General features: G+C 55.9%; 24 protein-coding genes and 1 pseudogene. 8 read left to right on the forward strand and 17 right to left on the reverse strand.

The features are described from left to right. Nucleotides 1–11: 11 nt before the first annotated feature. The 4 genes from MHN28_RS17915 to MHN28_RS17930 form a co-directional block, all read right to left on the reverse strand. The gene (locus MHN28_RS17915) at nucleotides 12–842 is read right to left on the reverse strand and encodes a carbohydrate ABC transporter permease (protein WP_239343942.1); all 831 of its coding nucleotides are present in this window, start codon (nucleotides 840–842) and stop codon (nucleotides 12–14) included. 12 nt (nucleotides 843–854) lie between these two features. Continuing rightward, a complete protein-coding gene (locus MHN28_RS17920) occupies nucleotides 855–1,721 on the reverse strand; it encodes a carbohydrate ABC transporter permease (RefSeq protein WP_239343943.1) in 867 nt (288 codons plus the stop codon). Nucleotides 1,722–1,828: 107 nt separating this feature from the next. Next, nucleotides 1,829–3,133, reverse strand: coding sequence for a sugar ABC transporter substrate-binding protein (locus MHN28_RS17925; RefSeq protein ID WP_239343944.1), 1,305 nt, complete (start codon nucleotides 3,131–3,133; stop codon nucleotides 1,829–1,831). A 94-nt stretch (nucleotides 3,134–3,227) separates the two neighbouring features. Continuing rightward, entirely contained in the window at nucleotides 3,228–4,253 is a 1,026-nt protein-coding gene (locus tag MHN28_RS17930; RefSeq protein ID WP_239343945.1) for a LacI family DNA-binding transcriptional regulator, read from the reverse strand. Between the two features lie 123 nt (nucleotides 4,254–4,376). Here MHN28_RS17930 and xylB point away from each other — a divergent pair, with 123 nt between their 5' ends. The 7 genes from xylB to MHN28_RS17960 all read left to right on the forward strand — a co-directional run bounded on the left by xylB (nucleotide 4,377) and on the right by MHN28_RS17960 (nucleotide 10,357). Next, nucleotides 4,377–5,813, forward strand: coding sequence for a xylulokinase (gene xylB / locus MHN28_RS17935; RefSeq protein ID WP_239343946.1), 1,437 nt, complete (start codon nucleotides 4,377–4,379; stop codon nucleotides 5,811–5,813). Between the two features lie 502 nt (nucleotides 5,814–6,315). Continuing rightward, on the forward strand, nucleotides 6,316–6,450 hold the full coding sequence (locus MHN28_RS24880; protein ID WP_255733347.1) for a hypothetical protein: 135 nt from the start codon (nucleotides 6,316–6,318) through the stop codon (nucleotides 6,448–6,450). A 12-nt stretch (nucleotides 6,451–6,462) separates the two neighbouring features. Next, on the forward strand, nucleotides 6,463–7,524 hold the full coding sequence (locus MHN28_RS17940) for a siderophore-interacting protein (protein WP_239343947.1): 1,062 nt from the start codon (nucleotides 6,463–6,465) through the stop codon (nucleotides 7,522–7,524). 273 nt (nucleotides 7,525–7,797) lie between these two features. After that, nucleotides 7,798–8,745, forward strand: coding sequence for a MotA/TolQ/ExbB proton channel family protein (locus MHN28_RS17945; RefSeq protein ID WP_239343948.1), 948 nt, complete (start codon nucleotides 7,798–7,800; stop codon nucleotides 8,743–8,745). A 4-nt stretch (nucleotides 8,746–8,749) separates the two neighbouring features. Then, nucleotides 8,750–9,121: a biopolymer transporter ExbD gene (locus MHN28_RS17950; RefSeq protein WP_239343949.1), complete on the forward strand. Its 372-nt coding sequence runs from the start codon at nucleotides 8,750–8,752 to the stop codon at nucleotides 9,119–9,121. Nucleotide 9,122: 1 nt separating this feature from the next. Beyond that, complete coding sequence (locus tag MHN28_RS17955; protein ID WP_370645745.1) at nucleotides 9,123–9,509, forward strand: ExbD/TolR family protein; 387 nt, start codon at nucleotides 9,123–9,125, stop codon at nucleotides 9,507–9,509. Next, nucleotides 9,506–10,357 (forward strand): energy transducer TonB, encoded by an 852-nt coding sequence (locus MHN28_RS17960; protein ID WP_239343950.1) that lies wholly within the window; start codon nucleotides 9,506–9,508, stop codon nucleotides 10,355–10,357. The genes MHN28_RS17955 and MHN28_RS17960 overlap by 4 nt, the downstream gene beginning before the upstream one ends. Nucleotides 10,358–10,416: 59 nt before the next feature. Here the strand turns inward: MHN28_RS17960 and MHN28_RS17965 are convergent, their stop codons facing one another. The 13 genes and pseudogenes from MHN28_RS17965 to MHN28_RS18020 form a co-directional block, all read right to left on the reverse strand. Continuing rightward, nucleotides 10,417–10,923: a hypothetical protein gene (locus MHN28_RS17965; RefSeq protein ID WP_239343951.1), complete on the reverse strand. Its 507-nt coding sequence runs from the start codon at nucleotides 10,921–10,923 to the stop codon at nucleotides 10,417–10,419. After that, nucleotides 10,920–11,129: a hypothetical protein gene (locus MHN28_RS17970; RefSeq protein WP_239343952.1), complete on the reverse strand. Its 210-nt coding sequence runs from the start codon at nucleotides 11,127–11,129 to the stop codon at nucleotides 10,920–10,922. Before MHN28_RS17970 ends, MHN28_RS17965 begins: the two co-directional genes overlap by 4 nt. 225 nt (nucleotides 11,130–11,354) lie before the next feature. After that, nucleotides 11,355–13,535: a TonB-dependent receptor gene (locus MHN28_RS17975; RefSeq protein ID WP_239343953.1), complete on the reverse strand. Its 2,181-nt coding sequence runs from the start codon at nucleotides 13,533–13,535 to the stop codon at nucleotides 11,355–11,357. Nucleotides 13,536–13,564: 29 nt separating this feature from the next. Beyond that, a complete protein-coding gene (locus MHN28_RS17980; RefSeq protein WP_370645749.1) occupies nucleotides 13,565–14,629 on the reverse strand; it encodes an MFS transporter in 1,065 nt (354 codons plus the stop codon). A gap of 6 nt (nucleotides 14,630–14,635) precedes the next feature. Further along, the gene (locus MHN28_RS17985; RefSeq protein ID WP_239343955.1) at nucleotides 14,636–14,788 is read right to left on the reverse strand and encodes a hypothetical protein; all 153 of its coding nucleotides are present in this window, start codon (nucleotides 14,786–14,788) and stop codon (nucleotides 14,636–14,638) included. Between the two features lie 213 nt (nucleotides 14,789–15,001). After that, complete coding sequence (locus MHN28_RS17990; protein WP_239343956.1) at nucleotides 15,002–15,646, reverse strand: TetR/AcrR family transcriptional regulator; 645 nt, start codon at nucleotides 15,644–15,646, stop codon at nucleotides 15,002–15,004. Nucleotides 15,647–15,820: 174 nt separating this feature from the next. Then, complete coding sequence (locus MHN28_RS17995; protein WP_239343957.1) at nucleotides 15,821–16,906, reverse strand: ferritin-like protein; 1,086 nt, start codon at nucleotides 16,904–16,906, stop codon at nucleotides 15,821–15,823. Next, nucleotides 16,903–18,807, reverse strand: coding sequence for a GMC family oxidoreductase (locus tag MHN28_RS18000; RefSeq protein ID WP_239343958.1), 1,905 nt, complete (start codon nucleotides 18,805–18,807; stop codon nucleotides 16,903–16,905). Before MHN28_RS18000 ends, MHN28_RS17995 begins: the two co-directional genes overlap by 4 nt. Beyond that, nucleotides 18,804–19,280, reverse strand: coding sequence for a hypothetical protein (locus MHN28_RS18005; RefSeq protein WP_239343959.1), 477 nt, complete (start codon nucleotides 19,278–19,280; stop codon nucleotides 18,804–18,806). The genes MHN28_RS18000 and MHN28_RS18005 overlap by 4 nt, the downstream gene beginning before the upstream one ends. After that, nucleotides 19,267–20,208 carry a hypothetical protein gene (locus tag MHN28_RS18010; protein WP_239343960.1) on the reverse strand — a complete coding sequence of 314 codons (942 nt, stop codon included), beginning with the start codon at nucleotides 20,206–20,208 and terminating at the stop codon, nucleotides 19,267–19,269. Before MHN28_RS18010 ends, MHN28_RS18005 begins: the two co-directional genes overlap by 14 nt. Before the next feature lie 42 nt (nucleotides 20,209–20,250). Continuing rightward, nucleotides 20,251–23,457, reverse strand: a complete 3,207-nt coding sequence (locus MHN28_RS18015) for an adenylate/guanylate cyclase domain-containing protein (RefSeq protein WP_239343961.1) — start codon at nucleotides 23,455–23,457, stop codon at nucleotides 20,251–20,253. Between the two features lie 18 nt (nucleotides 23,458–23,475). Beyond that, nucleotides 23,476–23,667, reverse strand: a pseudogene (locus MHN28_RS25095) (zinc ribbon domain-containing protein); the annotation flags it as partial. A 190-nt stretch (nucleotides 23,668–23,857) separates the two neighbouring features. Next, a complete protein-coding gene (locus MHN28_RS18020; RefSeq protein WP_239343962.1) occupies nucleotides 23,858–24,223 on the reverse strand; it encodes a putative quinol monooxygenase in 366 nt (121 codons plus the stop codon). A gap of 311 nt (nucleotides 24,224–24,534) precedes the next feature. Between MHN28_RS18020 and MHN28_RS18025 the strand changes: the two genes are divergently transcribed. Beyond that, the gene (locus MHN28_RS18025; protein WP_239343963.1) at nucleotides 24,535–25,215 is read left to right on the forward strand and encodes a GntR family transcriptional regulator; all 681 of its coding nucleotides are present in this window, start codon (nucleotides 24,535–24,537) and stop codon (nucleotides 25,213–25,215) included. The last annotated feature ends 5 nt before the right edge of the window (nucleotides 25,216–25,220 follow it).

Consider the following 25,220-nt stretch of genomic DNA (forward strand, 5'->3'; position numbering starts at 1 on the left):
AAGTGTCTTCCTTATTTCACAGCGCCAAAGGTCAGGCCGCGGACAAGTTGTTTCTGGCTGAACCAGCCGAGGATCAGGATCGGTGCAATCGCCATGGTTGAGGCCGCGCTAAGCTTTGCAAAGAACAAGCCCTCGGGGCTGGAATAGCTCGCGATAAAGGCGGTCAGCGGGGCTGCGTCGACGGCGGTCAGGTTGAGTGTCCAGAACGCTTCGTTCCAGGCCAGAATGAAGTTCAGCAATATGGTCGAAGCGATCCCGGGAACGGCCATAGGCGTTAGAACGTAAAGGATTTCCTCTTTCAAAGTCGCCCCGTCCATCCGGGCTGCTTCCAGAATCTCTCCGGGAATTTCGCGGAAATAGGTGTAGAGCATCCAGACGATGATCGGCAGGTTGATCAGCATCAGCACCACGACCAGCCCCCCGCGTGTGTCCAGCAGGCCCAGCCGAATGAACAAAAGGTAGATCGGGTACAACACACCAACCGCAGGCAGCATCTTGGTGGACAGCATCCACAGCAGAATATCTTTGGTGCGCTTGGATGGGACGAAGGCCATTGCCCAAGCGGCAGGCACCGCGATGATGACACCAAGAATGGTTGATCCGCCCGCGATGATAACGGAATTCCAAAGGAACCGCATGTAATCCGAACGTTCCTGCACGATCGCGTAGTTCTCCAGCGTCCAGTCGAAGTTCAGAAACAGCGGCGGGCTGGCGATCGCCTGAGCCTCGGTTTTGAAGCTGGTCAGGATGGTCCAGAGGATCGGGAAAAAGATCAGCAGACCAACTGCCCAGGCAAGGATGGTGTTCAATGACTTGCGGCGGGTTGTGACGGCGCGGGCCATGGTCGTTCCTCCTCACGCGTCCAGGTTTTTGCCGACGATGCGCATTAGGAAGATCGCAACGATATTGGCAAGGATGATTGCGTAAACACCTCCGGCTGATCCAAGACCGACATTCTGGCTTTCCAATACACGCTGGAAGATCAGATAGGTGAGAGTGCGGGTGCCGAATGCGCCGCCGGTGGTCACGAAGATCTCGGCGAAGATCGACAGCAGGAAGATCGTCTGGATCAGGATCACGATGGTGATCGCGCGGCTCAGATGCGGAAGAACGATATGGTAGAAACGTTTCAGCACAGGTGCGCCGTCCATTTCGGCCGCTTCCAGCTGTTCGCTGTCCAGCGATTGGATCGCGGTCAGCAGGATTAGCGTTGCAAAGGGCAGCCACTGCCACGAGACAATCATGATGATCGACGTCATCGAAGCTTCAGACAACCATGAGATCGGTTCGGCTCCAAAGAAACGCCATAAATGGGCCAGCAAGCCATTCACCGGATCCATGAACATGTTCTTCCAGACCAGCGCTGAAACGGTGGGCATTACGAAGAATGGTGCGATGACCAAAATGCGGACGACACCTTGCCCCCACATCGGCTGATCCAGCAGCATCGCCAGTAGTATGCCCAAGATGACAGTGATCACCAGAACTCCGCCCACGATCATCAGGGTTGCCTGAACCGCAGGCCAGAAGGAACTGGATGAGACGAACCGGACGTAGTTGTCGAACCCGACCCAGCCCAGATCACCGCCACGCAGGGGCAGATATTTCTTGAAGGAAAAATACAGCGTCATCGTCAGCGGCACGAGCATCCAGCCAAGCAGCAAGATCACTGCGGGTGCCATCATCAGGCGTGCGACGGATCGGGAATGTTGAGTTGCCATTGCGCAAACCCTCTCTGTTCAGGCGTGTCCCAGCCTGCGAGAAAAACGCGAGTTGTGGAAGGGTTAGAGCGGGGGGCAGACCTCTGCCCGCCCGCGAGGAGATGCCTTCAATACCCTGCGGCTTCCATCTCTTCAGCGGTGAAGGCCTGCGCTTTCTCCAGAGCCTCTTCTACCGATTGCTGACCAGCATAGACTGCCGAGAATTCCTGGCTCACCTGTGTGGCGATACCCGCGAACTCCGGGATCGCTGCAAACTGGATGCCAACGTAAGGCACCGGCTTTACGGTCGGGTTGTTCGGATCAGCCGACAGGATCGAGTCCAGCGTCATCTTGGCAAAAGGCACTTTCTGATACTCAGGGTTCTCATATAGCGAGGTGCGCGCGCCCGGCGGGACGTTGGCCCAGCCTTCGTTTTCCGCGACTAACTCAATGTAGTCCTTGGATGTAGCCCATTCGATGAACTGCTTCGCGGCATCTTCCTGCTGAGTACCCGCCGGGATGGCCAGCGCCCATGCCCAGAGCCAGTTGGATCGTTTGTCGACGCCGTCCGAGTTCGGAGCCAGCGCAAACCCGACCTTGTCCGCGACCGTCGAGTCGTCGGGATTGGTCACAAATGATGCCGCAACGGTGGCGTCGATCCACATACCACATTTACCTTGCTGAAATAGCGAGAGATTCTCGTTAAAGCCGTTTGTCGCATAGCCTGCAGGTCCGGATTCCGCCATCATGTCGACGAAGAAGGTCAACGCCTCGTTCCATTCGGGTTGATCGAACTGAGGTTTCCAGTCTTCGTCAAACCAGCGGGCACCAAACGAATTGCCTGTTACGGTGATGAACGCGCCACCTTCTCCCCATCCGGCTTTGCCGCGCAGGCAAATGCCGTTGATATCATTGTCGCGGTCAGTCATCGCTGCCGCCGCTTCGCGGATGAATTGCCAGGTCGGTGCGTCTGGCATTTCCAAGCCAGCTTTTTCCATAAGGTCTGTGCGGTACATAACCATCGAGCTCTCGCCGTAGAACGGAGCTGCAAAAAGTGTGCCTTCATGGCTCAGCCCGTTGCGCATAGCGGGCAGAATATCTTCGACATCATATTCTGCGGACATGCCTTCCAGTGGCACCAGCCAGCCATTCGCTCCCCAGATGGGCGTTTCGTACATGCCGATGGTCATGATGTCGAACTGACCGCCCTTGGTCGTGATGTCAGTGGTCACGCGCTGACGCAGCACGTTTTCTTCCAATGTCACCCACTCGACGTCAACGCCGGTCGCTTCGGTGAATTTATCGGTGTAGCCCTGCATCCGGATCATGTCGCCGTTGTTCACAGTCGCGATCGTGATGGATTGCGCATGGGCTGCTGCGGTGGCGACGAATGTCAGTGCAGTCGCCGCACGAAGTGCGTGTTTCAGATACATCCCTGTCCTCCCTGAGCTTGGATGCTGTGCAGAGAGCCTAGTTCAGAAGTTATCGCGCCGTCAATAAAAACTTTACGCGCGTTAAATTTAAGCTTCAGGCAGATTCCCTTAGTACAAGCCTGGCCGGGAATAGGGTTTCCGTCCGAGTTTTAAATTTCCCACCACTTTCAATAAGTTCGAAAAGTGTTTCCACACTGCGTCCAGCCACATTGTCGTAGTCATGTGCGGCTGTTGTCAGCGAAGGGCAGGTAAATTTGGCAAAGGGATGATCGTCGTTGGACGCGACGCGAAGGGAGCAATCGTCCTTTCGACCAACCCGAATCCCCTGTTCGTAACAGGCCGCAAGAAACCCGATCGCAAGGCGGTCGTTGCTGCACAGAACCGAGTCCGTCCGGAGTGTGCCCTCTTCTATAGCTTTCAAAGCCCCCTGATGGCCGATCTCTTCGAAAGCCCAACCCTGACCATCGATTTTGATGACATGAGGCTCGAACCCAAGGCGCTCCATCACTTCGACATAGGCTTTCCTTCGCTTGTTGGCATTGGGATTTGCCGGAGTACGCATCTCGAAGAAGGACGGCGGTTCGCCTGTCCGGGTCATGTATTCCACGGTTTGGGACACAAAACTAAAATTGTCCGAACCAACAAAAGCTGCACCCAGACCATCTAGGTTACTGTCGAACAGAACGGTGGGTACATTGGCACAGAACTTTTCGATCTGAGCTCGATCCGACGCACGTCCCAAAGGGGCAAGCAATACGCCCGCCGGTTTCAGAGAACGCAAACTGTCGAGTATTTCGTTCTCAAGCTTTTGTTCACCATGTGAGCTGAAAAGCGAAGGTCGGTATCCGGCGGCAATACAGCTTTGCTCCAGGTACCTAGCGATCTCGGCAAAAAATGGATCAGCGAGGTATGGGACCACGATGCCGATATTCTTGGTCAGCTTTCGGTTTTGATTTATCGCGTAGATATTGGGACGATAGTCAAACCGTTCCAGTGCTTCTTCGATGCGGGCCCGGGTTGTGGGCCGAACGCTATCCGGGTCGTGGAAGTACTTGGAAACCGTCGGCCTCGAGATTCCACTCAGGGCTGCGAATTCTTCCATGTTCTTTATTTTGGTCATGCCTTCCCGCTTGCGGAGTCCTGCCGCCTTGATCTTACCATCGCTTTTCATATTCTTTACGCGCGATAAAAAATCAATAGCCAGACACCTACCGCCCAACTGGCCAGAAGCAATGAGTGTTCAATGTATCTTGGGATCGATATCGGAACGTCAGCTGTCAAGGTCGTCTGTACAGATGTGGACCAGATCCTTGCGTCAGCTTCCGTCAATCTGGAAACGTCCTCACCTCAACCAGGCTGGTCAGAACAGAACCCAGAAATTTGGTGGCGGGCCACATGCGAGGCTCTCCAGAAGTTGAACTCAGCGATCTCGCTGAAAGATGTGAAGGCCATCGGGTTGTCAGGTCAAATGCATGGCGCTGTCCTGCTTGATGCAAAACTGCGCCCGATCAGACCGGCGATCCTCTGGAATGACAGCCGTGCGACACATGAGTGTGAGGATTTGCGTGAAACTCTTCCAAAGATTGGCCTCATCGCAGGCGTTCTTCCCCTTCCCGGGTTCACGGCACCAAAGATCGCATGGCTCAGGCGACATGAGCCTGAAAACCATGCCCGTATCGCTCATGTTCTATTGCCGAAGGACTACATCGGCCTCCGCCTTCACGGAGAAGTGGCCACAGACACTTCAGATGCTGCTGGCACCTTGTGGTTGGATCAAGCCGCACGCGATTGGAGCCTTCAGGTGGCTAAAGCCACCCACGTACGACCCAATTGGCTTCCTCCTATATTCGACGGACACCAGATTGTCGGAACCGTGATGTCACAAGCCGCGTCGGAAACCGGGCTGCAAGCTGGGACGCACGTCGTAGCAGGGGGCGGCGACGCAGCAACGGGTGCGATTTCCCTCGGCGCGACAGAACCCGGCCGAGGCTTCATTTCACTGGGCACATCGGGGCAACTGTTTGTCTCAGACCACGACTACAAACCCAATCCTGAACGCTACGTGCACGCCTTTGCGCACACGTTACCGGACCGCTGGTACCAAATGGCTGCGATGCTGAACGGTGCCCGCCCAATTTCCTGGATCGGAGGGTTGCTCGGCTTGTCACCTGCCGAAGTTGTCGCGCTGGCAGAAACGGCCAAAGGCGACCGAACCCCGATTTTCCTGCCATACCTGACCGGCGAGCGAAGCCCGCACGGGAACCCCCATGTTCGGGCCGGTTTTTTTGGGATGGAAGACGCAACGACACGTGCGGAGGTCTGCCGCGCTGTTGTCGAGTCGATCTCTTTCTGCTTTGCTGATGCAGCCGAGAGCTTTGGCGATACCATCAAAAACCTGCCCGATTTAACCGCAATAGGCGGAGGCAGCAGGTCCAATCTTTTGCTGAAACTGATCGCGGCCGCGACCGATAAACCGATCACCCGAGCCGCCGGGTCGGATTCCGGTCCAGCATTCGGCGCGGCGAGGTTGGCGGCTTGCGGCCAAGGCGCACTGAGCATCCGTGATCTCGCCGTGCAGCCAGCTCAGGTCGACAGATTTGTGCCCGAAGCCACCCCAATGCTGTTGGACCGCTTAAGCAGGTTTCGATCACTATACACGTCGGTCAGCACAATGACTTAGGTTCCGGAACAACTGTTTCCCGCTGCGATCCAGGCAATCGAGTTACCTCGCTGAATCTTGACAAAAAAACTTTGAAAACATACGCAACAGACAGAGCGTGAAATACACGTGAAGAAGCAAGACCTTGTCGCCCGTTCAGCGACGATCCGTCCAGCCAGAAAATGAAGGGCAGCGAGCCCACCCACAGGTGAAAACACCCAGGTTATTCGGTGTGTTCTTTTGGGGCATTGCGCGCTGGCAGGACCCGCTGGCACTTGGAGACGGAAAAAGCCGATGCGGCATAAGGATCTGGCAACAACATCACTTTTGCGAAAAGCAGGCGAGGTTGCCCAGCCTGTGGATACGCAAAGCGCATCGCAAGAGGTCCCGCCGAAGCCGGTTACATTCGAGGGCGACGCGACCATTTCAAGCGACAACGTTAAGGATCGTTCGGTAGAGGCAGCAGTCGCGCGACGCGCGAAAAAAACCTACGGTCTATGCAACAGCACCTCATGCGAACAACATGATCATTTCCAAACCGATCACCGATTGGCGCGCGGCAACGATAGAAGAGGCGATCATTGACAGCGTCTGTGCTCTGCCCTGCAACATTACCGCCGGTCCGGTTCACGGCCCACCCTGTGTCTTTCCGGCCTGAGAGGAGTTTCACATGACCATCCGGCCCGATTTTTCACTGATCGCGGAAACGCACATTCCGGAGCTGGACTACAACGTTATAAGGCAGCTAATGCTACATGAAGCGAAAGAACACGCTTTGCCAGTTCTCGAAAACGAGGACACGCGGGTTTCACTGGAAACTCCGTTTGGTTGTTACAGTTTCGAGGCCGCCCAATCTGGCGTTACCGTCAAGGTGACTGCTGCCAAACAGGATTGGCTGTTCATGCTCAAGGAGCAATTGATCGAGCATCTGGTTCATTTCCTGCCAGACGCCGTCGGAAAAATGCGCTGGTCCGATGCAGGAGAGACCGGCAGCTTGCCGCCCAATTTCCAATTCGCCACGGTTCAGAAGGTGACCCCCGTTGGCACATCGTTTGTTCGGGTCAGGGTGAAAGCGTGCGGGTTGTCCAGTTTTCAGGATGACGCCATCCATTTCCGCATCGTTTTGCCTCCCAAAGGCACAGAGGATGCCGAATGGCCTCATGTGTCTGAGAACGGCTCGACGGTATGGCCAAATGGCGACAATGCTCTGCATCGGCCCGCCTACACGACTCGTTGGATTGACCATGCAATGGGGTTGATGGATTTCGATGTATTCGTCCACGAAGGTGGGCGCGTGACGGAGTGGGTCCAGAGCGTTGAACTTGGTTCGCAAGTCGCAATCGTAGGACCGGGTGGTGGCGGGATTCCCGACACCAATCGCATCTTGATGTACGCCGATGAGACTGCGTTGCCTGCTTTGGCTCGCATACTCGAGGCTCTGCCTGCAGACACATTGGGACACGTAACGGCGCTTACGGAAAACGGGGCCAACTGCGCCTACCCGCTGACCGCGCCACCGGGTGTGTCTGTCATGTGGCTGGATCGCAACGACGGGCACAGTCTGGCGGAACTTGCCCTTAGGGCACTTGAAGAATTCCAAGATCATTTTCTGTGGTTCGCTTGCGATAAAGCGGATGCTCAGCGGGTGCGCGCGGCATACAAGGCCAAAAGTGGCGACCCTGCCCGTGCTTATATCGCGGCTTATTGGAGCAAATCCGGCGTCGCAGACTGACCCTCCCGAACAGACAGAGTTTGCATGAACTTGTAGGGCTTACCAATGTTGACAAAATCGCACAGGAATTTTACGGCAGTGTAGAAACGGGTTTCCAAGCCCTGAGCCAGATTGCGCCTTTTCGCATCGCGATTCAGCCACTTCACAAAAACCCAATTAATGCCGTGCGGGATTTTTTGTTCCGCACTCACTTGCGCTGTCATCCGGGGTAACTCTGCCGGTCCTAAGTGACTTTGCCGCCCTGAAATACACTTCGGCCTTATGGAGCCGCCTATGGAAACGAACTCTATAATTCTGGCAGTTTTTCTGACCATTCCTGTGGCCGGTTTTGCCCAGAATGCGACGCCTCCAACAGCACCGGAATTTCCCGAGTCTCCGCAACCTGCGCCGGCCCTTGAGGCGGATCCGCAAACTCCAGCTGAGGGTGTTGCGCCGGACTTCACCACGGATGCACCGACAGCCGATCCCTTGGCTCCGGCCTCAACACTTGAATTCGAGGGTGCAGAACCAACAGCACTTGCCCACAGCGCAGAGCTGGCCAAACCGCAGGAGGCCGATCTGTGGCTGACGGCTCAGAATGCATCCGGCAAGGCAACCGAGTTCCTGAAGAATGGTGGACCTTCGATTTGGGCCATTGCTGCTCTTTCAGTAATTACCTTGGCCTTGATCTTGTGGAAGATCTGGCGACTTGCACTGATCGGCGCATGGTCGCGGGGAAAGGCGGGGCAAGCTATCGCCAAATTCGAAGCTGGCGACGCAGAGGCGGCATTATCAACCGTCAACGGCCGCAAAGGTATCCGTTCCAAAGTGGTGGCCCATGCGATCCGCTCGATCCGGCACATGCCAGAGGAACGTTCCCGCGAGGAAACAGCGCGGGTCGCCAAGCGCGAAATTGCGCAAGCCAGCACCGGGCTGCGTGCTCTTGAACTGATCGCAACCATCGCTCCCTTGTTGGGCCTGCTGGGAACAGTACTAGGTATGATCGCAGCGTTTCAAGCTTTGCAGCAGGCAGGCAATCGCGCCGATCCGGCCCTGTTGGCTGGCGGGATCTGGGAAGCGCTGTTAACCACCGCTGCGGGTATGGCAGTTGCCATTCCTGCGTCGGCCGCCCTCACCTGGTTCGAGGCGGTGATTGACCGCATTCGCCAGGATGTCGAGGACGGCGCTACGAGGTTGTTTGTAGCGCCGCAACCGGAAGAAATCAGGCTGGTAGCGGAGTAGGTCGATGCAATTCGCCCCGCCACCAAGACCCCGGCGAAAACCAAGCCTGACACCCATGATCGACGTAGTGTTTTTGTTACTCGTGTTTTTCATGCTTGCATCCCGCTTTGGGGCGGATGCCATACTGCCGCTGCCCTTGGCTGGCTCAGGAGGCGAATACAACGGTCCGCCGCGCCTCATCGACATCTATCCGGACCGGGTGTTCCTGAATCGTGTCGCGACCGCCGACCTGCCGCAGGCGTTGGTACCGTTGGTGCAGTCCCCATCGGACATGCTGGTGCTTCGCGGCAAGGATGGGGCGACTCTGCAACGCATCGTCACGATAACCGAGAGCCTGCGGCAAGCCGGATTTGTTTCAGTGGTGTTGGTCGAGTGACATGATGGATTTCTCACCTCCTCCAGCCAGGCAGCGATCTGAATCCATTGTTCCGATGATCAACGTTGTGTTCCTGCTGCTTATCTTTTTCCTGATGACCTCGAACCTGGCCACACCCGAACCGTTCGATGTCACGCCGCCCCAGGCAAGCTCAGAAGCTGAACCGGAAGTGGAACGCACCCTGTACGTGGACAAAACCGGCAGAACCGCATTCGACGGGGTCGAAGGAGAGGCCGCTCTGAGGGCCATTGCTGCCGTCAGCGAGACGGATTCCGTAATTCAACTTCGCGCAGATGCCGAATTGGAAGCGAGCGTTTTGGCCAAGTTACTGAAGGACCTGACCGCCGCTGGCTTCAGCCGGGTCGAGTTGATTGTGGCAACGCAATGAAACGGGCGTTGGAGATATTCGTCTTTGTCACCCTCTCACTGGGGGTACATGTTCTGGTCTTTGCTCAAAAGCCGGAGTCGGGGCTGCAATCCGGCGGCAGCGGCGGTGACGCGATTGTGTCCATACAGGCAGCGGCCGCCACTGTAGCTGAGATGGTCGAAACCTGGGAACGGCCTCCGGTCACGGTGCCAGAAGTTCAACCGGCACTGGCCACGCCAGAGGTCCCAATTTCTATGGCGATGACAGTTCCGCAGATTGATTTGAATCCAGCATCGCGGCCGGAAATGCGTTTGGCCATGTCCCAACCAGAAGCTCTAGACGAGTTCAAAATAGACGCGGTTCAGCCGCCTCCGCCTCCGCCTCCGCCTGAACCGGAACCTGAAATCAGTGTGTCATCGAATGCGCGGCCAAAGCCCCGACCACCAGAGCCACAACCAGAAAAGGCCCAGAAGGCCAAACAGACGACGGCGGGTCGCAAGAAAGAGGTTGCGGCAGGCTCGGGCGGTGCGACGCAGGCCGGCCTCGGACATGCCGAGGCAACAACAGGCAATCCGGGACAAAACGCCAAGTTGCAGGCCGTTTGGGGCGCAAAAATCCGGGCGCGCATTGACCGAAGCAAACGCTTTCCGCGCGGCGTCAAAGATAGCGGAGGTGTTACAGTGGAACTGCACGTGTCACGCGACGGAAAGCTATTGAGGTACCGCATCCGAAAGTCTTCCGGCATCGCTGCGCTGGACGAAGCTGCCATGAAAGCGGTAGCCCGCGCTGGTCGATTCCCGAAGGCGCCGAAAAAGCTGCCGGGCAACAAGTTTGGATTTTCCGTTTTGATCAGGCTGGCGCCACGCTGACGACAGGACACGCTCATTGAAACCGGAATGGGGCTGAACGGCCCCCATCCGGCCGTCGGTCAGCGAACGACGCGCAGTTTGGCGCCTGACTGAGTTGCGATCTGCGATGACGCTCCGGCAGGAAACCGGTTTGCAAAGGTTAAACCTGACCGAATGACATCCGGGTCAAGACGGCCTTTGGTCAAGCTTTCGACCGCGTCGCGGGCGGCTGAAGTGTCGTCGCGGCGCATGAAGTGCAGCGCGTTTAAAAGGGTAGCCTCATCTACAGTCACCAGACCCCGGCTGTGCTCGCAAAACGGGTCGTTATAGTCGAAACCGTCATTTCGGCATTGCATGACATATTTGACAAATCGCGCCAACAAATGCGCGGCGGGCAAACCGATACTGTCGCCCCATCGCTCGGCGGCGATGGAATATGCCAGATGCCAGGCTTGCGTTTCAGGGCACCGCAACGCGTCCAGATGATGCCGCGCGACGACCAGCAATCCGGTTTCGAACGTATCAAACGGATAGCTGCCAATGGCCTGCATACAGTCTTGTGGTTCGGCAAGGTTTGTTACGCTCATGCTGTGAACCTCTGTTTGTTTTTTGCTGATACGCCAATCCGTACAACGTTCTCTGGCAATTCACCGAGTGTCCGTTCCTCTTGCGGAATGGGCGACGCCGCATGCGCCGGAAACCGAAGATCAGCCTCAATCGCTGCGCGCAGTTCGGGTTTCAGCTTGCATCCGTATTGCCGTGCCAGCTTGTCCGTTGCCAGCAGATTGCTCATGAGGTTTTTCATTGCCTTTTTACCCCGGTGCCTGTGTCGTGACGCCAGCCGTGTCGGGCTGGCCAAAAAGGTTCGATTGCCGGAAAGGCCGGGCGTGATTCCACAGAATCTGACTAGGCCATCAGGTACATGACAAATTTACTCAGGAATTACAAGCTGGAACCGAGCGCACAATTACGGACCGCGGCGCCAAGCAACGGTCCGTCTTTGGTTTCGGGTTTCAGATCAAAACGTAACCGAATAACCGGCCCAGAATCTGCGCCCTTCGGCCGCAACCGGGATGTCCTGCCGGGTCAGCGGGTTCGTTCGAACCGAGCTGGCTGTGGGGTTCAACTGATCGGCGTCAAACAGGTTGTCGACCGCAAAGCTGAATTCACCCAAACCAATCTGTTTGGCCACACGCGCATTGACCGTGGTTGTGTCCTGGACAACGGTATAGCCTTTGTTGTCGCGGGAACCGGTGTAGACGACCTCGCCTGCCAACCGCAAACCGTTGTCAAAGACGTAATCGCCATACAGCGTCGCCTTGACCGGAGCACCAATCCGGTTGTTAGGCAACCAGCTGTCAACTTTCCCGTCATTGTCGCTGTCAAAACGTCCTTCGGTGAAGGATGCCGACAGGCCAAGGTTGAAAGCAGTGTTCACCTGATAATCCACGATGATCTCACCGCCCCAGGTTTCTTCTTTCTGTTGCGTGATGGCGTTTGTAGCCGAATTGAACACGGTTCCTTCATCCGAGGTCGCAAAGAAAGCCGACGCTTCAATTCTGAACGCCCCGCTGGTGTGACGCGCGCCGATCTCATAGGTGTCGACGATTTGCGCCTCGGGTCCTATTGCTGCGAAAGAAACGGTTTGGCCGGGCAAAGTGGGGCTCGGTGCCATCGCGCGCCGCGTAAAAGCGCCAACATCCGGCAATGAGAAGCCCTGCGAGAAGCCAGCAAAAATCTCGGTGCTTTGGGTCAGGTGATAGACGCCACCAAAGTTGAAGACTGTCGCGTCATAATCAAAATCACCACCGGTGACGTTCACGGCCGGCAATGGCAGCAGGCCTGTTGGACGCAGCTGAACAACGTCAGGGCGCATATAGTTCTTCACTGAAAGGTCGAACCGCTCATAGCGAACGCCGCCCGAAAAATCGAATTTCTCACCAATTGGAAGGTCAAGCTGAGCAAAGGCGGCCACGCTGCGTTGGCCCATCGGTGCAATCACTTCGGTTCCATCCAATAGCGCCTGACTAACGTCGTCCTTACCGACATCAACACCCCAGGTCAGTTTCGCGCCAGCCGCAAGTTGGCTAAGGTCGCTGCGCACCGTTGTGCGAACACCGTAGGTGGTAGTGTCCAGACGCGTTTGAGCCTCCGGGTTCTGCCTCGGGTTGGTCGGGGAAGTCGGATAGTACAACGGGTTCGCGATCCCGGCCGGAACAAAAGCTGCGGTTCGCTTGTTGTCTGTGTAGTAGCCCTGAACTTCCAGCTCACCGATGGCCAGATCCGAGTTCAGATACCGCAATGTCAGCGCCTTTGTCTCATCTTCGACCGGTTGACCGGTGTAAGGCTGCGTCGGGTCGACGCTGACGGGATCAGTCAGATAGTTGGTGAAAAAGTCCGGGGTTTGTTTGAACCGGTTGGCATCAAACCGCAGATCGAACCGATGTGACCCTTCTTCGTAGTCGGCAGCCAGACCCAGCGAGTAGATATCGCTGTTGTCGCCGCCGCCCTGCCCGACCAGCGGATCGGACGGAAGCTGGCGTCCTGCACCGTCATAGCGGTCGCCGATGCTCTCGGCGCTCAATTCCAGCCGCAGGCCGAAGTTTTCAACGCGCCGATCATGCGATGCGAAAACTTCCCAGCCCAATGTGTCTGAAACACTTTCACCTTGCGCGGACAGACGGGTAAAGACAGTGGATTGCGTAACATCACCTGCCCGCTTGGTCACGATGTTGATCGTACCGCCGGTAGCCCCGTTGCCGTATTGTGCGTTCGAACCTTTGACGATTTCGACCCGTTCCACGGAATTCACGTCGAATAACGCCAATTCCCTGTCGAATCCGCGTAGTTCACTGGTGCGCGCAACACCGTTGATCAGAATCTGGATATTGCGCCCGCGCAGCGTCTGGCTGGCCCCCGAAACCGTACCGTTCGACACGCTTAGGCCCGGCACGAAATCCGACAGGATTTGTTCCAGAAACTCTCCCTGCAGAATGCGCTGCTCGATATCGGTCGATGTGATCACCTGCACGGTCCCTGGGATCGTCGAGGCATCGGCGTTGCTGCGATAGGCCGAAATCGTAATCGGTTCCAGCGTCAGAAGGTCTTCTTCTGTTACGTTGTCTTGCGCCATGGCTGTCTCAGCACAGAGCATAGCTGTCAGTGCGGTGCTGGCGCGCAGCACGCGTTTTTGTCCCATCGGATTGTTCCTTTTTGTGTGTGAGCTATTCAGCTTGTTGTGGGCACCTGAGCGGTATTTGGATCTTCGGTGGGTGCGACCTGCCCGATCTGTGATTTTGCAAGAAGGACAAGGGCAATGGCCCCTGTGACGATTGACAACGCGCAAGCCAGCCAGAAGACAAAGGCATATCCCAGTGCTTGAGCTGCAATACCGGTCACCAATGATCCGACCATGTAGACCAGCAGATTGGCGCTTGAGAGAATTGTAAAATCGGTCCCCGCCTGCGACAGCGACGAAACGCGCATGAAGGCGGTGAACAGGCCCACAATCTCAATGTACCGACTAAAGGTGTTCAGCATGGACAGGCTGATCAGAGCTTCGTACGGCATACCGTACAGGGCGGCAGTTCCGTACAGCGCGAAGATCAGTGTACGCGCGACAATCAAGGCCGTGAAGAATTGGGCCAGCCCAAGGCGTTTGATCACGACCATACCGACATAGGCACCCATGAGACCAACGGCAGCGGCGGATCCGCCTGATATTAACCCGATCATGGACAGAGACAGCCCTGCATCAACCAGAAAGGACTGTTCCAATGCCTTGATCAGCCCCTCGGGCAGCCGGAAGATCAGAGCGAACGCAAAAATCGCCACGGCGCCGGGACGCGAGAAGAAATTGCGCAACCCGGGCTTCTGCTGTTCCCTTTCGGCCTCTCGTTTTCCCAGTGCCTCGGGAATGGCCAGAAAAACGGCTACAGCCGCGAACGACAAAACCCCTGCAGTCAGGACGGCGGTTTGCCATCCGACGATGTCATACAGAAACAAGGTGCCCGATCCGCCGATCAAAACGCCGGCGGCAACCGCGCCGCTTTGAATGGCGTTGCCGCCTGACTGGTATTGCGGTGGCAGATGCTCGACCGCATACCCGTCGGTTGCAATATCCTGCGTCGCGGAAGCAAACGCAGTGATCAGCAAAAGCGGAAAAAACAGACCTATGTCCGCGACCGGGTCAAGCTGCGACAGGGCGATGATCGTCAACAGAACAATTGACTGCGTTCCCAGGATAACACCCTTGCGGCCGACCCCGCGATGACACGACAGCCGATCAATCAGAGACGCTCAGAGCGGCTTGATGACCCAGGGGAGCATCAGGACCCCCAACCCTCCGATCAACGACAGATCCGCGCCGCGTGCCCTCAGAATAGGCGGCAGGGCGGCAGCAACCAGATAGATTGGAATGGCCTGCGCAACATAGAGGCCCACAAGCGCCATCCAAATCTGCTTATCCAACGGATACGACGCCCTTGGCGTGACCGCGCCGTTCGCTGAGGAGGCTGTATTGAACCTGGACATTTCTGACCGAACGCCTTGTTTGAACGTTAAAAACGCGGCGAAACTAGACAGAATTACTCAGGTTTACAAGAAAAATGAGCTTTGGCTCATATTATTGATTTAACCAATTGGTTTTACACCAATATTATACACTCACTTCCTGTCAAGCTCGGGAAAATCAAAGGCCAGCAATAACATTTTTTTGCACCAACCCAGAATTCGCGCTCGGTTTGCCGATTCATCAGTCATGGCCAGAACCTGCAAACACGCGATGGTTACCTGGTTTTGCAGTAATGCCAGTTCCTGTCCGAGCTCAGCAGGTGGCTGACTGCTGATTTTTGCATGCAGCCCAATTATGCGTTGCAGGATCTGCTGCAGGTGTTGCGCCTCAAGTTCGGCCAATTCACGAGAGCTGCCCATGGCACGACGCAACTGCCAATGTCCACGCGAATTGATTTCGGGATGACCAGCCAAAGCTTCAAGAATTGCGTCGATACACTCTTCCTTGGACAGCCCATCCTCAAGCGCTTGTCCTGCTTCATCCAGCGCGTTCAACGTCTGAAACAACCAGCGTTTGAACAGTTCGTAAAAGATAGCCTCTTTGTTGGGAAAGAACTGATAGAGGCTGCCGATACTGATTTTGGCACGGGCGGCTATTGCATTTGTTGTTATCTGGTCAGCAGGACCCTCTGTTAGCATTGTCAGGGTCGTATCCAGAATGGTCTGAACCTTTTTCTGGGATCGCAATTGCTGTGCCGCCTTGCGCGGGGTCACGGAGGGAACTGGGGTGTCTGGCATGGTCTCAGCTAAAAAACGCTTATTGCTCAACTTTTTGTAACAGAGCGCTCCTGTTTCGGCCATCGCGAAGCAGCATTGTCGCGATGGTTATTTGCCCAAACTTGGTATGCTCTGCAATGCGCCTGGGCAATCTCCGCTAAACCATCTCTGTTGCGACAAACCCCCAATAGCTCCCTATTTCTTGACGAGATACGTCCAGGTCGGCCCGGCAGTTTCACCAGACCCGTCTGGCAAAGGAATGCGCATCAGTTTCTGCGCCAGAAATTTGATGTTGTACATGTTCGGGACCAAAGCCCGCAGGGCAGATTTGTCCTTGTTGAAGGCAATATGCAAACCGTCCAACAGACCGGTCCAGGCTTCGTTGAACTCAGCAGACAATGCGGCAAGTTCGGGTGCTTTCTCGTAGTTGCTTTCGCACGGATCGTCTTGCATCGGAGAGACCGCGCTCCAATCAACGATCAGGTCACCTCCGGTTGGCGGCTCATTCACACTGTCGTCGGGGTGATAGTAGCGGCTGTGCAGGATTTCGTTGAATTTGAAGTAATGCGCGACATCCTCGCGACCTTCGGGGCCGGGAATGATGTCTTTGTCCCCTGCCCTGTCTCCCATGTCGGCACCTTCGCCTTCCTCCATGATTTTTCTTATCGCTGCCATTGCCGCATCACGACGTTGCGTTGATGTCCCAATTACCTCGATCACCTCACCCCCGGCACCAAAATAATCATCGTTCGAGATTTGGCGCTTCGCGTCACCTGTGAATATCTTGTCGTCCCCGAATACATCGCAGGCTTCTTCCAGTTTGAGCATGATGAACGTGTAAAACCCACCGATCGTGCGATAATCTCCTTTCTTCGCAGGGCCTGTGTCCTTCGGCGCCGTTTCTATCAGACGAAAGCTTTTGATCTGTTCAGGGCAAAACCGGCGCAGATGCACGGTTGGTCCACGTCCTTTCAGCAGTGTTCCGGGGTAAGTGGGCAGCAGATCGGGGTTGTTCAGCTCGGGCTTGCCTCCGATTGCGTTCAGGACATTTGCCACCAATACCATGTGCAGCATTTCCTCGACCATGACCTGACGGATCACTTCGATCGGCTCGGCATTCACAATTGTCGGCTCGGACCGGTCGTATTGCCCCTGCTCCAGAATGGAATAGCAGGCCGTTGCATAGGGCGGGATGGTCGTCAGCTCCAGCATCAAGGCGTCCTGCAGCAATTCACACAGCTTCTTGCGTGTTTTGCGCAACTTTTCTTCTTTCGAAGTCATGCCGCACCTCCTTTCCGAACGGCCGTTTTGATGGCTCTTGCGGCTCGGTAGGCCATAGCTGACAATGTGAGCGTCGGGTTCGACGTGGCAATCGTTGGCATCGAGCCCGCGCCAACCAGCCACAGGTTTTCATGATCCCAGGCCCGCATCTTGTCGTTGGTTACCGAGTTATGCTTGTCCGTCCCGATCCGATGTGTGCCAACCAGATGGCCTGCGCCAAAGAACGTGTAGCCCCGGCCTTCGTAGGTGAAGTACCCCGCATCCGAGGGGTTGTAGGCCGTGTGGTTCCTGATACCCAATCGCTGGAATATTTGCGCGCATGTGTCATAAGATGCGGCCAGTCCGGCGCGCGAATAATCGTCGAGATCGTAGCTGATCACCGGACGAAACTCGCCCATCGGTGTGCGATAGGCAGGGTCGATGGTGACACGGTTCGTGGCACGCGGCAGCTGTTCAACCAGGGTGCCAATCCGGACCTGCCGTTGGACGTCATGGTAGAGCTTGTCTCGCAGGGCCTTGCCATAAAGGTTTTCCTGCTCAACCAGACGCTCAACATCCGAGTTCGGCGCACCCGCAGCGAACTTCCAGCCCCAATTGCCGATTTCCAGCCGGAACGCCGCCGTCTTGTCGCGAAAGGTTCCATCCCTGAAATTCGCATAACTGGATGTCGATCCCGGGCCACGGAACGGCCCCACAGGTTCAGGCGCCGAGCCCCAGGTCATCATGTAGGGATGATCCATCAGGTTGCGCCCCAACTCTCCACTGCTTCGGCAGATGTCAGACGCCAGCGCCAGCGTGACATTTTCAACAGCGCCACCGGCCAATACATATTGTTTACCTCTGGCACGGCGCAATTCGTACTGTGGAACTCCGGGAAAGGGGTACTTTTTGTAGACAATGCCAGAAACACGCCCATTGGCACCAAGCTCGACTTTCGACGCCACGGCCTGCGTGATTGTCTTCATTCGATGCTTGCCGGTGTACTTGGCATCTTCCAGCGTCTTCATTGCGTTGTATTTGGCCTGAATCGGGCAGATGGGGATGCAGCTTGAATTGCCTTCACAACGCTGACCCATAAAGGCAAACGGCCCGGTGGAACCGCGCGGGCGAAACTGCTCCTGCGGCTCACCGCCGACAAGGATTTTTCTGGCAGCTTTGGGCCTGCGCGGCGTTGAATTGCGGCCCTGCGGCGTGTGCGAGACTTTCAGATGCACGGTGTCGCCTGCATCCTCGCCAATTTCGATCGGCATCCCATCCGCGCGAGCAAAGAAATTGTCCACATAAGACGAAGGGATCGAGTGCATCGGGTAATCGTAATCCCTTGCAAAGTACCCTCTGTTGTCATTTGGGCCAGACGTCTTGATCCCCAACGCTTTGGGGGTTTGCTCTTCGGCATCCGCGGAAACTCCGATCTCCCACTCGGCACGCTCGTAATCGGATTTCAGGTCCTCATATTTAAAGGGCCAGTCGACCCCAAGGCCAAACCGGCTTTGCATCTCGAAATCCGCAGGCAACATCCGAAGACTGGTGCCCAGCCAATGCAGGGACGTTCCACCGTAAGCCATAAGGTAGTTGCTGCCGAACGGCAGCGGGCCACGTTGGACGAAATAGCCGTTCGTGTCAGGTTCGGTCCCATGAACAGCCGTGATGTCCAAAACCGAAGGCGATGGCAGAGTCGGAAGATTGGGATAAGGAGAATTCGGCGTCTTGGTCAGAGACAGGTAATACTGATCCAGATAGGACCGGTAGGTTTCCCATGTCTTGCCGTGATCTTCGCCCGCTTCGAGGATCAGAACGGAATGGCCGTCTGACACAAGCTCTTTCGCCAGAATCCCGCCGGCAAACCCGGCACCTACGATCACGACATCATAGGTTCTGTCGTCGTCGGTAACCGCGATCATTCACCTGCCCCCCGTTGTTTGGGAGGCTCCAAACTCCAGGCGCCGAAACCCTGTTGTTTGGCCCCTTGCGGATGGGCGCCGATGGCGTCCCAAACCAACCCTTCTTTATACGCGCGGGTCGATATGATCTTGACCACATCGAACCGTGAGGCCCCGTAATTTTCGCGCCATTCCTGCGGAAACGGCACCCACTGACCTGTGTACCAAAGCTGAATCAGCGAACGGGAAACCGGGCCCAGGCATCTGTCCGACAGATAGGACTGTCGAATGATCTTATCCTCGTGCTTCTTACCCAGCGCTGGCGCGAAGGACAGGAACTCTGTCAGAATTTCTTTGGGCAGGACCTGTCGGAACTGATGCCAGTATTCTTTTGCACAACCGGTCCCTTGAAGCTCGGCACTGTCGTAACCGGTCAGAGCAGCGCTTACGATCAAAAATCCCTGAAAATCGTGGGTTTCATCATGTATTGTCATGACGGTCCCCATCAATGGCGTCCACATAGAACCCACGAGGTTCGAAACAGGCTGGCGGGCTTTCGAAGACCTGCACGGCGACGGGCGTCATATCCGTGAACAACTTGCGCATGTCGCGAGTCATCGGAAAGTCGTTCTCGCCTAGCTTCAGCTCAAAGGTTTTGGCAACACGTTTACCCTCCTTGGTCGTCAGCATCGCCGTTTCGAAAAGACCCGAGATGGTCCACCTGGTCCAGACGGTCCGGCCCAGCCCGGTTGCAAATTCAGGGATCGGCGTACAATTCGTCTGGGTCCAATGATCGCCTTTCAATTTTCCAAGATCAGACTTCAGATCGTAGACGATCGTCTGCGGATCATCGGGATTAACCAGTTGAATCCACCACTTTTTGGGCGAAATCGGCGGGTCGCCCTTCATCTTGGCGTTCAAAGATGGGACCTTGTAGTTGAAATGACCCAAAAACTTGGGCTCACCAAAGGCCTGCCGTCCGGCTTTGACCGCAACCGCGTTGTCAGCAGCAACATGAACTCGCAAGTGGCCAATCGTCTTTGTCTGATCCCGCCCATACAGAAACTCGGCCAAGGGCATTTTCGGCACACCCGGCACCCGGTTCGAGGGGTAGGCCAGCAGATTGAACTCCACCTCGTTCACAAATCCCAACGAATTGTCGTAATGCGCCGTGTAGCGCTGAAAATTCAGCAGAATGACGGCTTTGCTCTTGCCTTTTTCATCGGGAAATTCGGCCACGCACAGACCGGTTCCTTTGACAAACGGTCTGGCCGCTTCGACGGACGTGTACCAGTACATCCATTGGCATTGCAGTGAGGCATAGTAGAAAGGGAAGGTATCAAATTGCTTTGGCAGTTTGGGCATCACACCGGTGACATCCGTTTGATGGCACCGATCAGTGTTGGCTGTTTCCTTTGTCATAATGGCTGTGTCCTCCCCACTGGCTTTGACAATGTTCAGATCTCAAATTTCGTCAGATGAAGTCTCCGTTTTTGCAGTCATAAATTTCTTCAAAATAGCGTCCGCCTGGACCAGAGCGGGAACGTCTTCTCTGGCTGCCCCGGATGCGGTTTTTACGGCCTTAGCCACCTCGAAAAGACAATCCGATGATGAATTGGCTTCGGCCAGTTCTCTGATGGCGTGCAGCAACGGCCCATAGTGCCCAAGATCCAGCGCCAACATGACGGCCTTATGGAAATGCCCGACAGCGACATCTTCTTCGCCATGAGCAAGCGCCAGCCTGCCCCGCAGGCACGTCAGCCCGACGATCCAGAAGCTTTCCCCACTATCAGCGGCGAACTGGTCAGCCTCGCCCAGAACTTCTTCGGCCAACTCGAGACGGCTATGCAGGATCGCGGCATCTGCATAAAGGCACAGGAAGTAACTCAGACCCAGCCGACACCCCGTCCCCCGCCATTCGCGCAGGCCCAAGTCGATATCCTCCAGAGACTTTTCGCCATCCGTGTTCCGGCGCGCCCATCCGTTCATGATCTGCGCCCATCCGCGCCAGAATTGAAACGAGTATTCCTCGGACAACGCAATCAAAGTGGCCGAACTGTCCTGTACCGACGCCTCGTCGCCGCGGAACTGGGAAATCCATCCCAAAAATGCATTGGCGAAGGATTGGCTGAAAGGATGCGCTGTCTCTTCGGCGTGGATGAGCGCGGTTTTGATCGCTTCCATCGCGCTGGCTTCGTCTCCTGACAGCCAGCTCGACAAAGCCCGATAGCCCTGAAGCGCGACGGACAGGTCAACGACATCGTAATCCAGCCCCATGAACCGGTGTTCAATCGACAGGTTGGCCTTTATGCCCTCATCCAGATGTTTCAACGCGTCCACAGGATGGCCCAAATAGGTATGAAGTGCCCCAAGCGACCGTTCTGCTGATACCAGGGCCAACGGGCTGGCCAGGTCCTGACGCAGTGTAACCAGCCTGTCCGCATTCTGTTTGGAAATGGTATATTTGCCACCCAGCATCGTTGACCGGAATTGGCCGTACACGACCTTGAACAGGCGTTCCGTTTCACCATACTCACGGCACAAAGCCTGCGCTCGGGAATAAGCCGACAGAACCGATTTGTGCGCATAGCCCCGCACAAAGGCCAGCGGCACGGCTATCATGATTTGCAAATCGATCTCACGCCGATCCCTTTCTTGCGAGGGCGGTAACTCGTGCAGGCATTCCAGCGCATGTTTCAAATGAGTGATCGCTTCGACATTGGCTGAATGGTCCAGTGCCTGACGTGCAGCGTTCATCAGCTTTTGCTCAGCAGCCGAAAAGTTGCCGGCGCGCCAATAGTGGTGGCCAAGAATTTCCGGTTCACGTTCAACCGTTTCCTTGTAGTTCCTTTCAAGAACGTCCGCGATCTGGCCATGCCATCTGGACGCCGTGGACCGCAACATGGACTGATAGGCCGCGTCCTGCACCAGTGCGTGGCGGAACCTGTACGCGTCTTCGACACCTCGCTGCCCAGCCGGAACAATCAGCTCGGTCTCCAGCAACTGCTCCAGCGCGTTGGTTATGTCCTTTTCGCTCCAGTTCAGAACCTGTGACAGTAACTCCCGTTCAAAATTCCGTCCGATTGCGGCAGCGACCTGCACGATCTCACGGCTGGCGGACAACCGATCCAGCCGGGCCATCAGCGAATCCTGCAGGGATTCAGGGATCGCCATGGACAATTCGGCCTCACTTTGATCCCGGCTGGCCAGCAAACCGGACTCCATAGCCATCTTGGTCAGTTCTTCGACAAATAGCGGTACGCCATCGGTGCGTTCGGCAAGCTGGTTCAGGACTTCCTCGGAGGGCCGGACGCCCGAAATGCTTTCAACCAACTTAAAGATGTCGCGGCGCACCAGGCGGTTCAATTCCAGGCTGGTGACATGCGACTGGCTCCGCCAGGGCGACTGGAACTCACTGCGCGCCGTCATCAGGATCAAGCATCGCCGGTTCGACAACTGCTCAACCCATGTGTTGACAAACTCCAGCGTCGAAGCATCGAACCAATGCACATCGTCAAGCAACAAAAGCAGAGGCCGCCTTTGTTCCAATCCGGCGCATAGCTTCAGCAACGCCTCGATCAAGGCACCCTTTTCACGTTCGGGGGCCATCGGCTCGACCAGAGACGTACCGTCCTCAAAGCCCATCAAACGCAAAATTGGCGCGACGCAATGCGCGACGTCCAAACCCAGATCCGTCAAAAAACCGGTGACCTTCGCCCTGTTGGCCTCGGGCGTCGCGTTTGGTGACAAACCAGTCAGCGTAGCCAGTGCGTTTTTGACCGGGAAAAAGACGCTGCTTTGATGCAACGGCGACCCGAACATAATGACCTGAGTGGAATCTTCGTCGGTTAGCTCGTCCCTGAGACCGAAGGCGATCTTCGACTTTCCGACACCTGCGTCGCCGGTCAGAAGCAGAACCTGCCCTTCCCCTTCCTGCGCGCCTTCCCATCGTGACCGGACCAGTGCGATTTCGGCAGCGCGCCCAATCGTTGGCGTCAAATCATGCGAAAAGTCTTTGCGGGCGGGTTCGAACCCCGAAACTCTGCGCCGAACCCGGTAGAGTTGCATCGGCGTGCTGACTCCGGCCAGTGGCGGACTACCGATCGAGGCAAATTCCAGTCGCTCTCCAATCAACCGGCGCGTCACTTCGGACACAACCACCGCGCCCACATCCGCGACGGACTGAATGCGCGCAGCCACGTTCGGCGTATCCCCGAACAACCATACTTTTTCGTCCATCGACGCACTCGTGGCGGTGCCAACAACAACCGGCCCCGTGTGGAGCCCGATACGGACGTTTGTTGAAACCGTTTGGCTCGAAAATCCGACCTCAATGTCTCGCGCTGTGTCGGCTATTTCTAGCGCGCTCAGCGCCGCAGAGTAGTGGCTCCCCTCTTGCGCAGTCGGATAGCCAAAGATCGCAACCACCCCGTCACCGGCGTAATTTGCAATCTCGCCACCATACTTGGCGACAGTACGCCCAACCAATTCCCGGTATTGAGTAATAAGTTCACGGTAATCTTCAGGATCGAACTTCTCGGACAAGGCGGTGGACCCGACCAGATCGCAAAACAACACGGTCAACTGGCGCCGTTCAGCTACGTTTTCGGGTGTTTGGTCCTGTGGCTCTTGTTTTTGGATTTGCGGAGCCTGTGGCGTTACGACGGACACGGGTGAGCCACAGGCCGTACAGAACCGTGCGTTCGCCAGGGCTGGTTCTCCGCAGGACTGACAGGCAATGGTCTGAGGACTTCCGCAGCTATGGCAGAATTTTGATCCGGCTGGATTGGCCGAACCACATTCCGGGCAATTGACATTGGGACCAACCAATCTGACCGCCTTTATACGCGAGTAAGCAAGAACGTATTTCTTCTGAAACAAAAAACTAAATTCAATGTCGTCTTTATCATATTATTGACAACTCGTCGCCAACAATTCTGGCTTATGTCCTTATACGCCCAAACTGGCCGATCTGAAGCGGCCGCCTGCGCAAGTAAAAACCCCGCTAACGCTTGGGTTGAAGTATGATCCGCGTTGGGTTTCAACCTTTCCGGGTCGGGCTCTGGGCACGTCAGCCTTTCCCGGAACCGGCCTCGGGCCGCAGGAAGCCTTGAATGCGATCGACATTCTGCACCTGCACAAAAGGGCTGTCACCTCCAGGTCCGGCTTGGAAAAGATCGCCATGGTCTTTCATGAATTTCGTAAAGACCGGGCCGTGTACATGGCCGATGAAAGCCTGTTCGTCCCTGTAGATTTCCACGAAGACGATAGTATCATCGCTACACGGCGGAGCAGAACCCGCAGCACCCGAGTGAATGAGGTATCCCCATGTGTCCGGCTCGTTTGCTTCGACATCAATGGCCAACTGCCGGAGCGCCGCAATTCCCTCAGACTGGCTCTCTGGTTTCAGATACCAGGTTGCGATCGTACTGAACATTTCGACTCTCCTTTCGAGGGTCACGCCGGAAAGGTAATTCTGAGCCCAGCGGTTGTACTGCCAAATCAGGGCGGCAGTCTCATGAATGAAACAATTTTGTGTTTGGGATCATACACATTTTTCCTGCAAACATCTACGTCGGTTGAACCAGCGCTTTTGCAGGTCTTGTTTCTGGCTGCGCTGTTTCACAGTCAGATCTGCCTGTAACAGCCAGACATCACCTTATTGTTTTCTATAGGTGTAACACCCTTGGAAATCGAACTTTGATTTTGTATTTTGGATACAAGAATACACCGACTGAGACCGCTCACATGCCCAGAACCCGCGCGATTGCACGCCAAAGCCTTCCAGATGTCATTACGAACGATCTGCGCGAGCGTATTTTGAGCGGCGAGATGGCCGAAGGCGAAACCATTCGTCAAGAGGCATTGGCCGAGGATTACGATGTCTCGCGAATGCCTATTCGCGAAGCGCTCAAGCGGCTTGACGCCGAGGGCCTTGTCCAGTTGACGAACAACCGTGGTGCATCGGTCACCTCGCATTCGCTTTCCGAAATCGGAGAGATTTTCGATTTGCGCGTCCTGTTGGAAGTCGATCTGTTCAAACGTGCTATACCTCAAATGATTGAAGCTGATTTCGCCGCATGCGAACAGCTGCTCGACGATATGGAGAGGTCCTACGAGGCTTACGATGTTGGTCGTTGGGGCAGCCTGAACTATGAATACCACAAGGCCCTTTATTCGGCAGCTGACCGGGGATTGACCAATGAAATTCTCCAAAGGGTCAATCTGCAATCGGATCGCTATGTCCGAATGCATCTGAGCGTTATGGAACAGCGTGAGCCAGCCAAGAAAGACCACCGCCAGCTACTATCACTGGCGCGCAAGGGGCAGGTCGAGGCCGCTTGCGACCTGCTGACCCAGCACATTCAACGAACCAAGGATCAACTGCTTGCGATGGTCATCACGACGCGGAAAGCCGAGACTGGCTGACAGTC

The organism is Ruegeria sp. Ofav3-42, assembly GCF_022347725.1.
Classification (GTDB): domain Bacteria; phylum Pseudomonadota; class Alphaproteobacteria; order Rhodobacterales; family Rhodobacteraceae; genus Ruegeria.

What these genes read in the sequence shown, in the direction of transcription:
- MHN28_RS17915 (WP_239343942.1), bottom strand. Translation starts at nt 842, where the DNA reads ATGGCCCGCGCCGTCACAACCCGCCGCAAGTCATTGAACACCATCCTT.
- MHN28_RS17920 (WP_239343943.1), bottom strand. Translation starts at nt 1,721, where the DNA reads ATGGCAACTCAACATTCCCGATCCGTCGCACGCCTGATGATGGCACCC.
- MHN28_RS17925 (WP_239343944.1), bottom strand. Translation starts at nt 3,133, where the DNA reads ATGTATCTGAAACACGCACTTCGTGCGGCGACTGCACTGACATTCGTC.
- MHN28_RS17930 (WP_239343945.1), bottom strand. Translation starts at nt 4,253, where the DNA reads ATGACCAAAATAAAGAACATGGAAGAATTCGCAGCCCTGAGTGGAATC.
- xylB (WP_239343946.1), top strand. Translation starts at nt 4,377, where the DNA reads ATGTATCTTGGGATCGATATCGGAACGTCAGCTGTCAAGGTCGTCTGT.
- MHN28_RS24880 (WP_255733347.1), top strand. Translation starts at nt 6,316, where the DNA reads ATGATCATTTCCAAACCGATCACCGATTGGCGCGCGGCAACGATAGAA.
- MHN28_RS17940 (WP_239343947.1), top strand. Translation starts at nt 6,463, where the DNA reads ATGACCATCCGGCCCGATTTTTCACTGATCGCGGAAACGCACATTCCG.
- MHN28_RS17945 (WP_239343948.1), top strand. Translation starts at nt 7,798, where the DNA reads ATGGAAACGAACTCTATAATTCTGGCAGTTTTTCTGACCATTCCTGTG.
- MHN28_RS17950 (WP_239343949.1), top strand. Translation starts at nt 8,750, where the DNA reads ATGCAATTCGCCCCGCCACCAAGACCCCGGCGAAAACCAAGCCTGACA.
- MHN28_RS17955 (WP_370645745.1), top strand. Translation starts at nt 9,123, where the DNA reads ATGATGGATTTCTCACCTCCTCCAGCCAGGCAGCGATCTGAATCCATT.
- MHN28_RS17960 (WP_239343950.1), top strand. Translation starts at nt 9,506, where the DNA reads ATGAAACGGGCGTTGGAGATATTCGTCTTTGTCACCCTCTCACTGGGG.
- MHN28_RS17965 (WP_239343951.1), bottom strand. Translation starts at nt 10,923, where the DNA reads ATGAGCGTAACAAACCTTGCCGAACCACAAGACTGTATGCAGGCCATT.
- MHN28_RS17970 (WP_239343952.1), bottom strand. Translation starts at nt 11,129, where the DNA reads ATGAGCAATCTGCTGGCAACGGACAAGCTGGCACGGCAATACGGATGC.
- MHN28_RS17975 (WP_239343953.1), bottom strand. Translation starts at nt 13,535, where the DNA reads ATGGGACAAAAACGCGTGCTGCGCGCCAGCACCGCACTGACAGCTATG.
- MHN28_RS17985 (WP_239343955.1), bottom strand. Translation starts at nt 14,788, where the DNA reads ATGGCGCTTGTGGGCCTCTATGTTGCGCAGGCCATTCCAATCTATCTG.
- MHN28_RS17990 (WP_239343956.1), bottom strand. Translation starts at nt 15,646, where the DNA reads ATGCCAGACACCCCAGTTCCCTCCGTGACCCCGCGCAAGGCGGCACAG.
- MHN28_RS17995 (WP_239343957.1), bottom strand. Translation starts at nt 16,906, where the DNA reads ATGACTTCGAAAGAAGAAAAGTTGCGCAAAACACGCAAGAAGCTGTGT.
- MHN28_RS18000 (WP_239343958.1), bottom strand. Translation starts at nt 18,807, where the DNA reads ATGATCGCGGTTACCGACGACGACAGAACCTATGATGTCGTGATCGTA.
- MHN28_RS18005 (WP_239343959.1), bottom strand. Translation starts at nt 19,280, where the DNA reads ATGACAATACATGATGAAACCCACGATTTTCAGGGATTTTTGATCGTA.
- MHN28_RS18010 (WP_239343960.1), bottom strand. Translation starts at nt 20,208, where the DNA reads ATGACAAAGGAAACAGCCAACACTGATCGGTGCCATCAAACGGATGTC.
- MHN28_RS18020 (WP_239343962.1), bottom strand. Translation starts at nt 24,223, where the DNA reads ATGTTCAGTACGATCGCAACCTGGTATCTGAAACCAGAGAGCCAGTCT.
- MHN28_RS18025 (WP_239343963.1), top strand. Translation starts at nt 24,535, where the DNA reads ATGCCCAGAACCCGCGCGATTGCACGCCAAAGCCTTCCAGATGTCATT.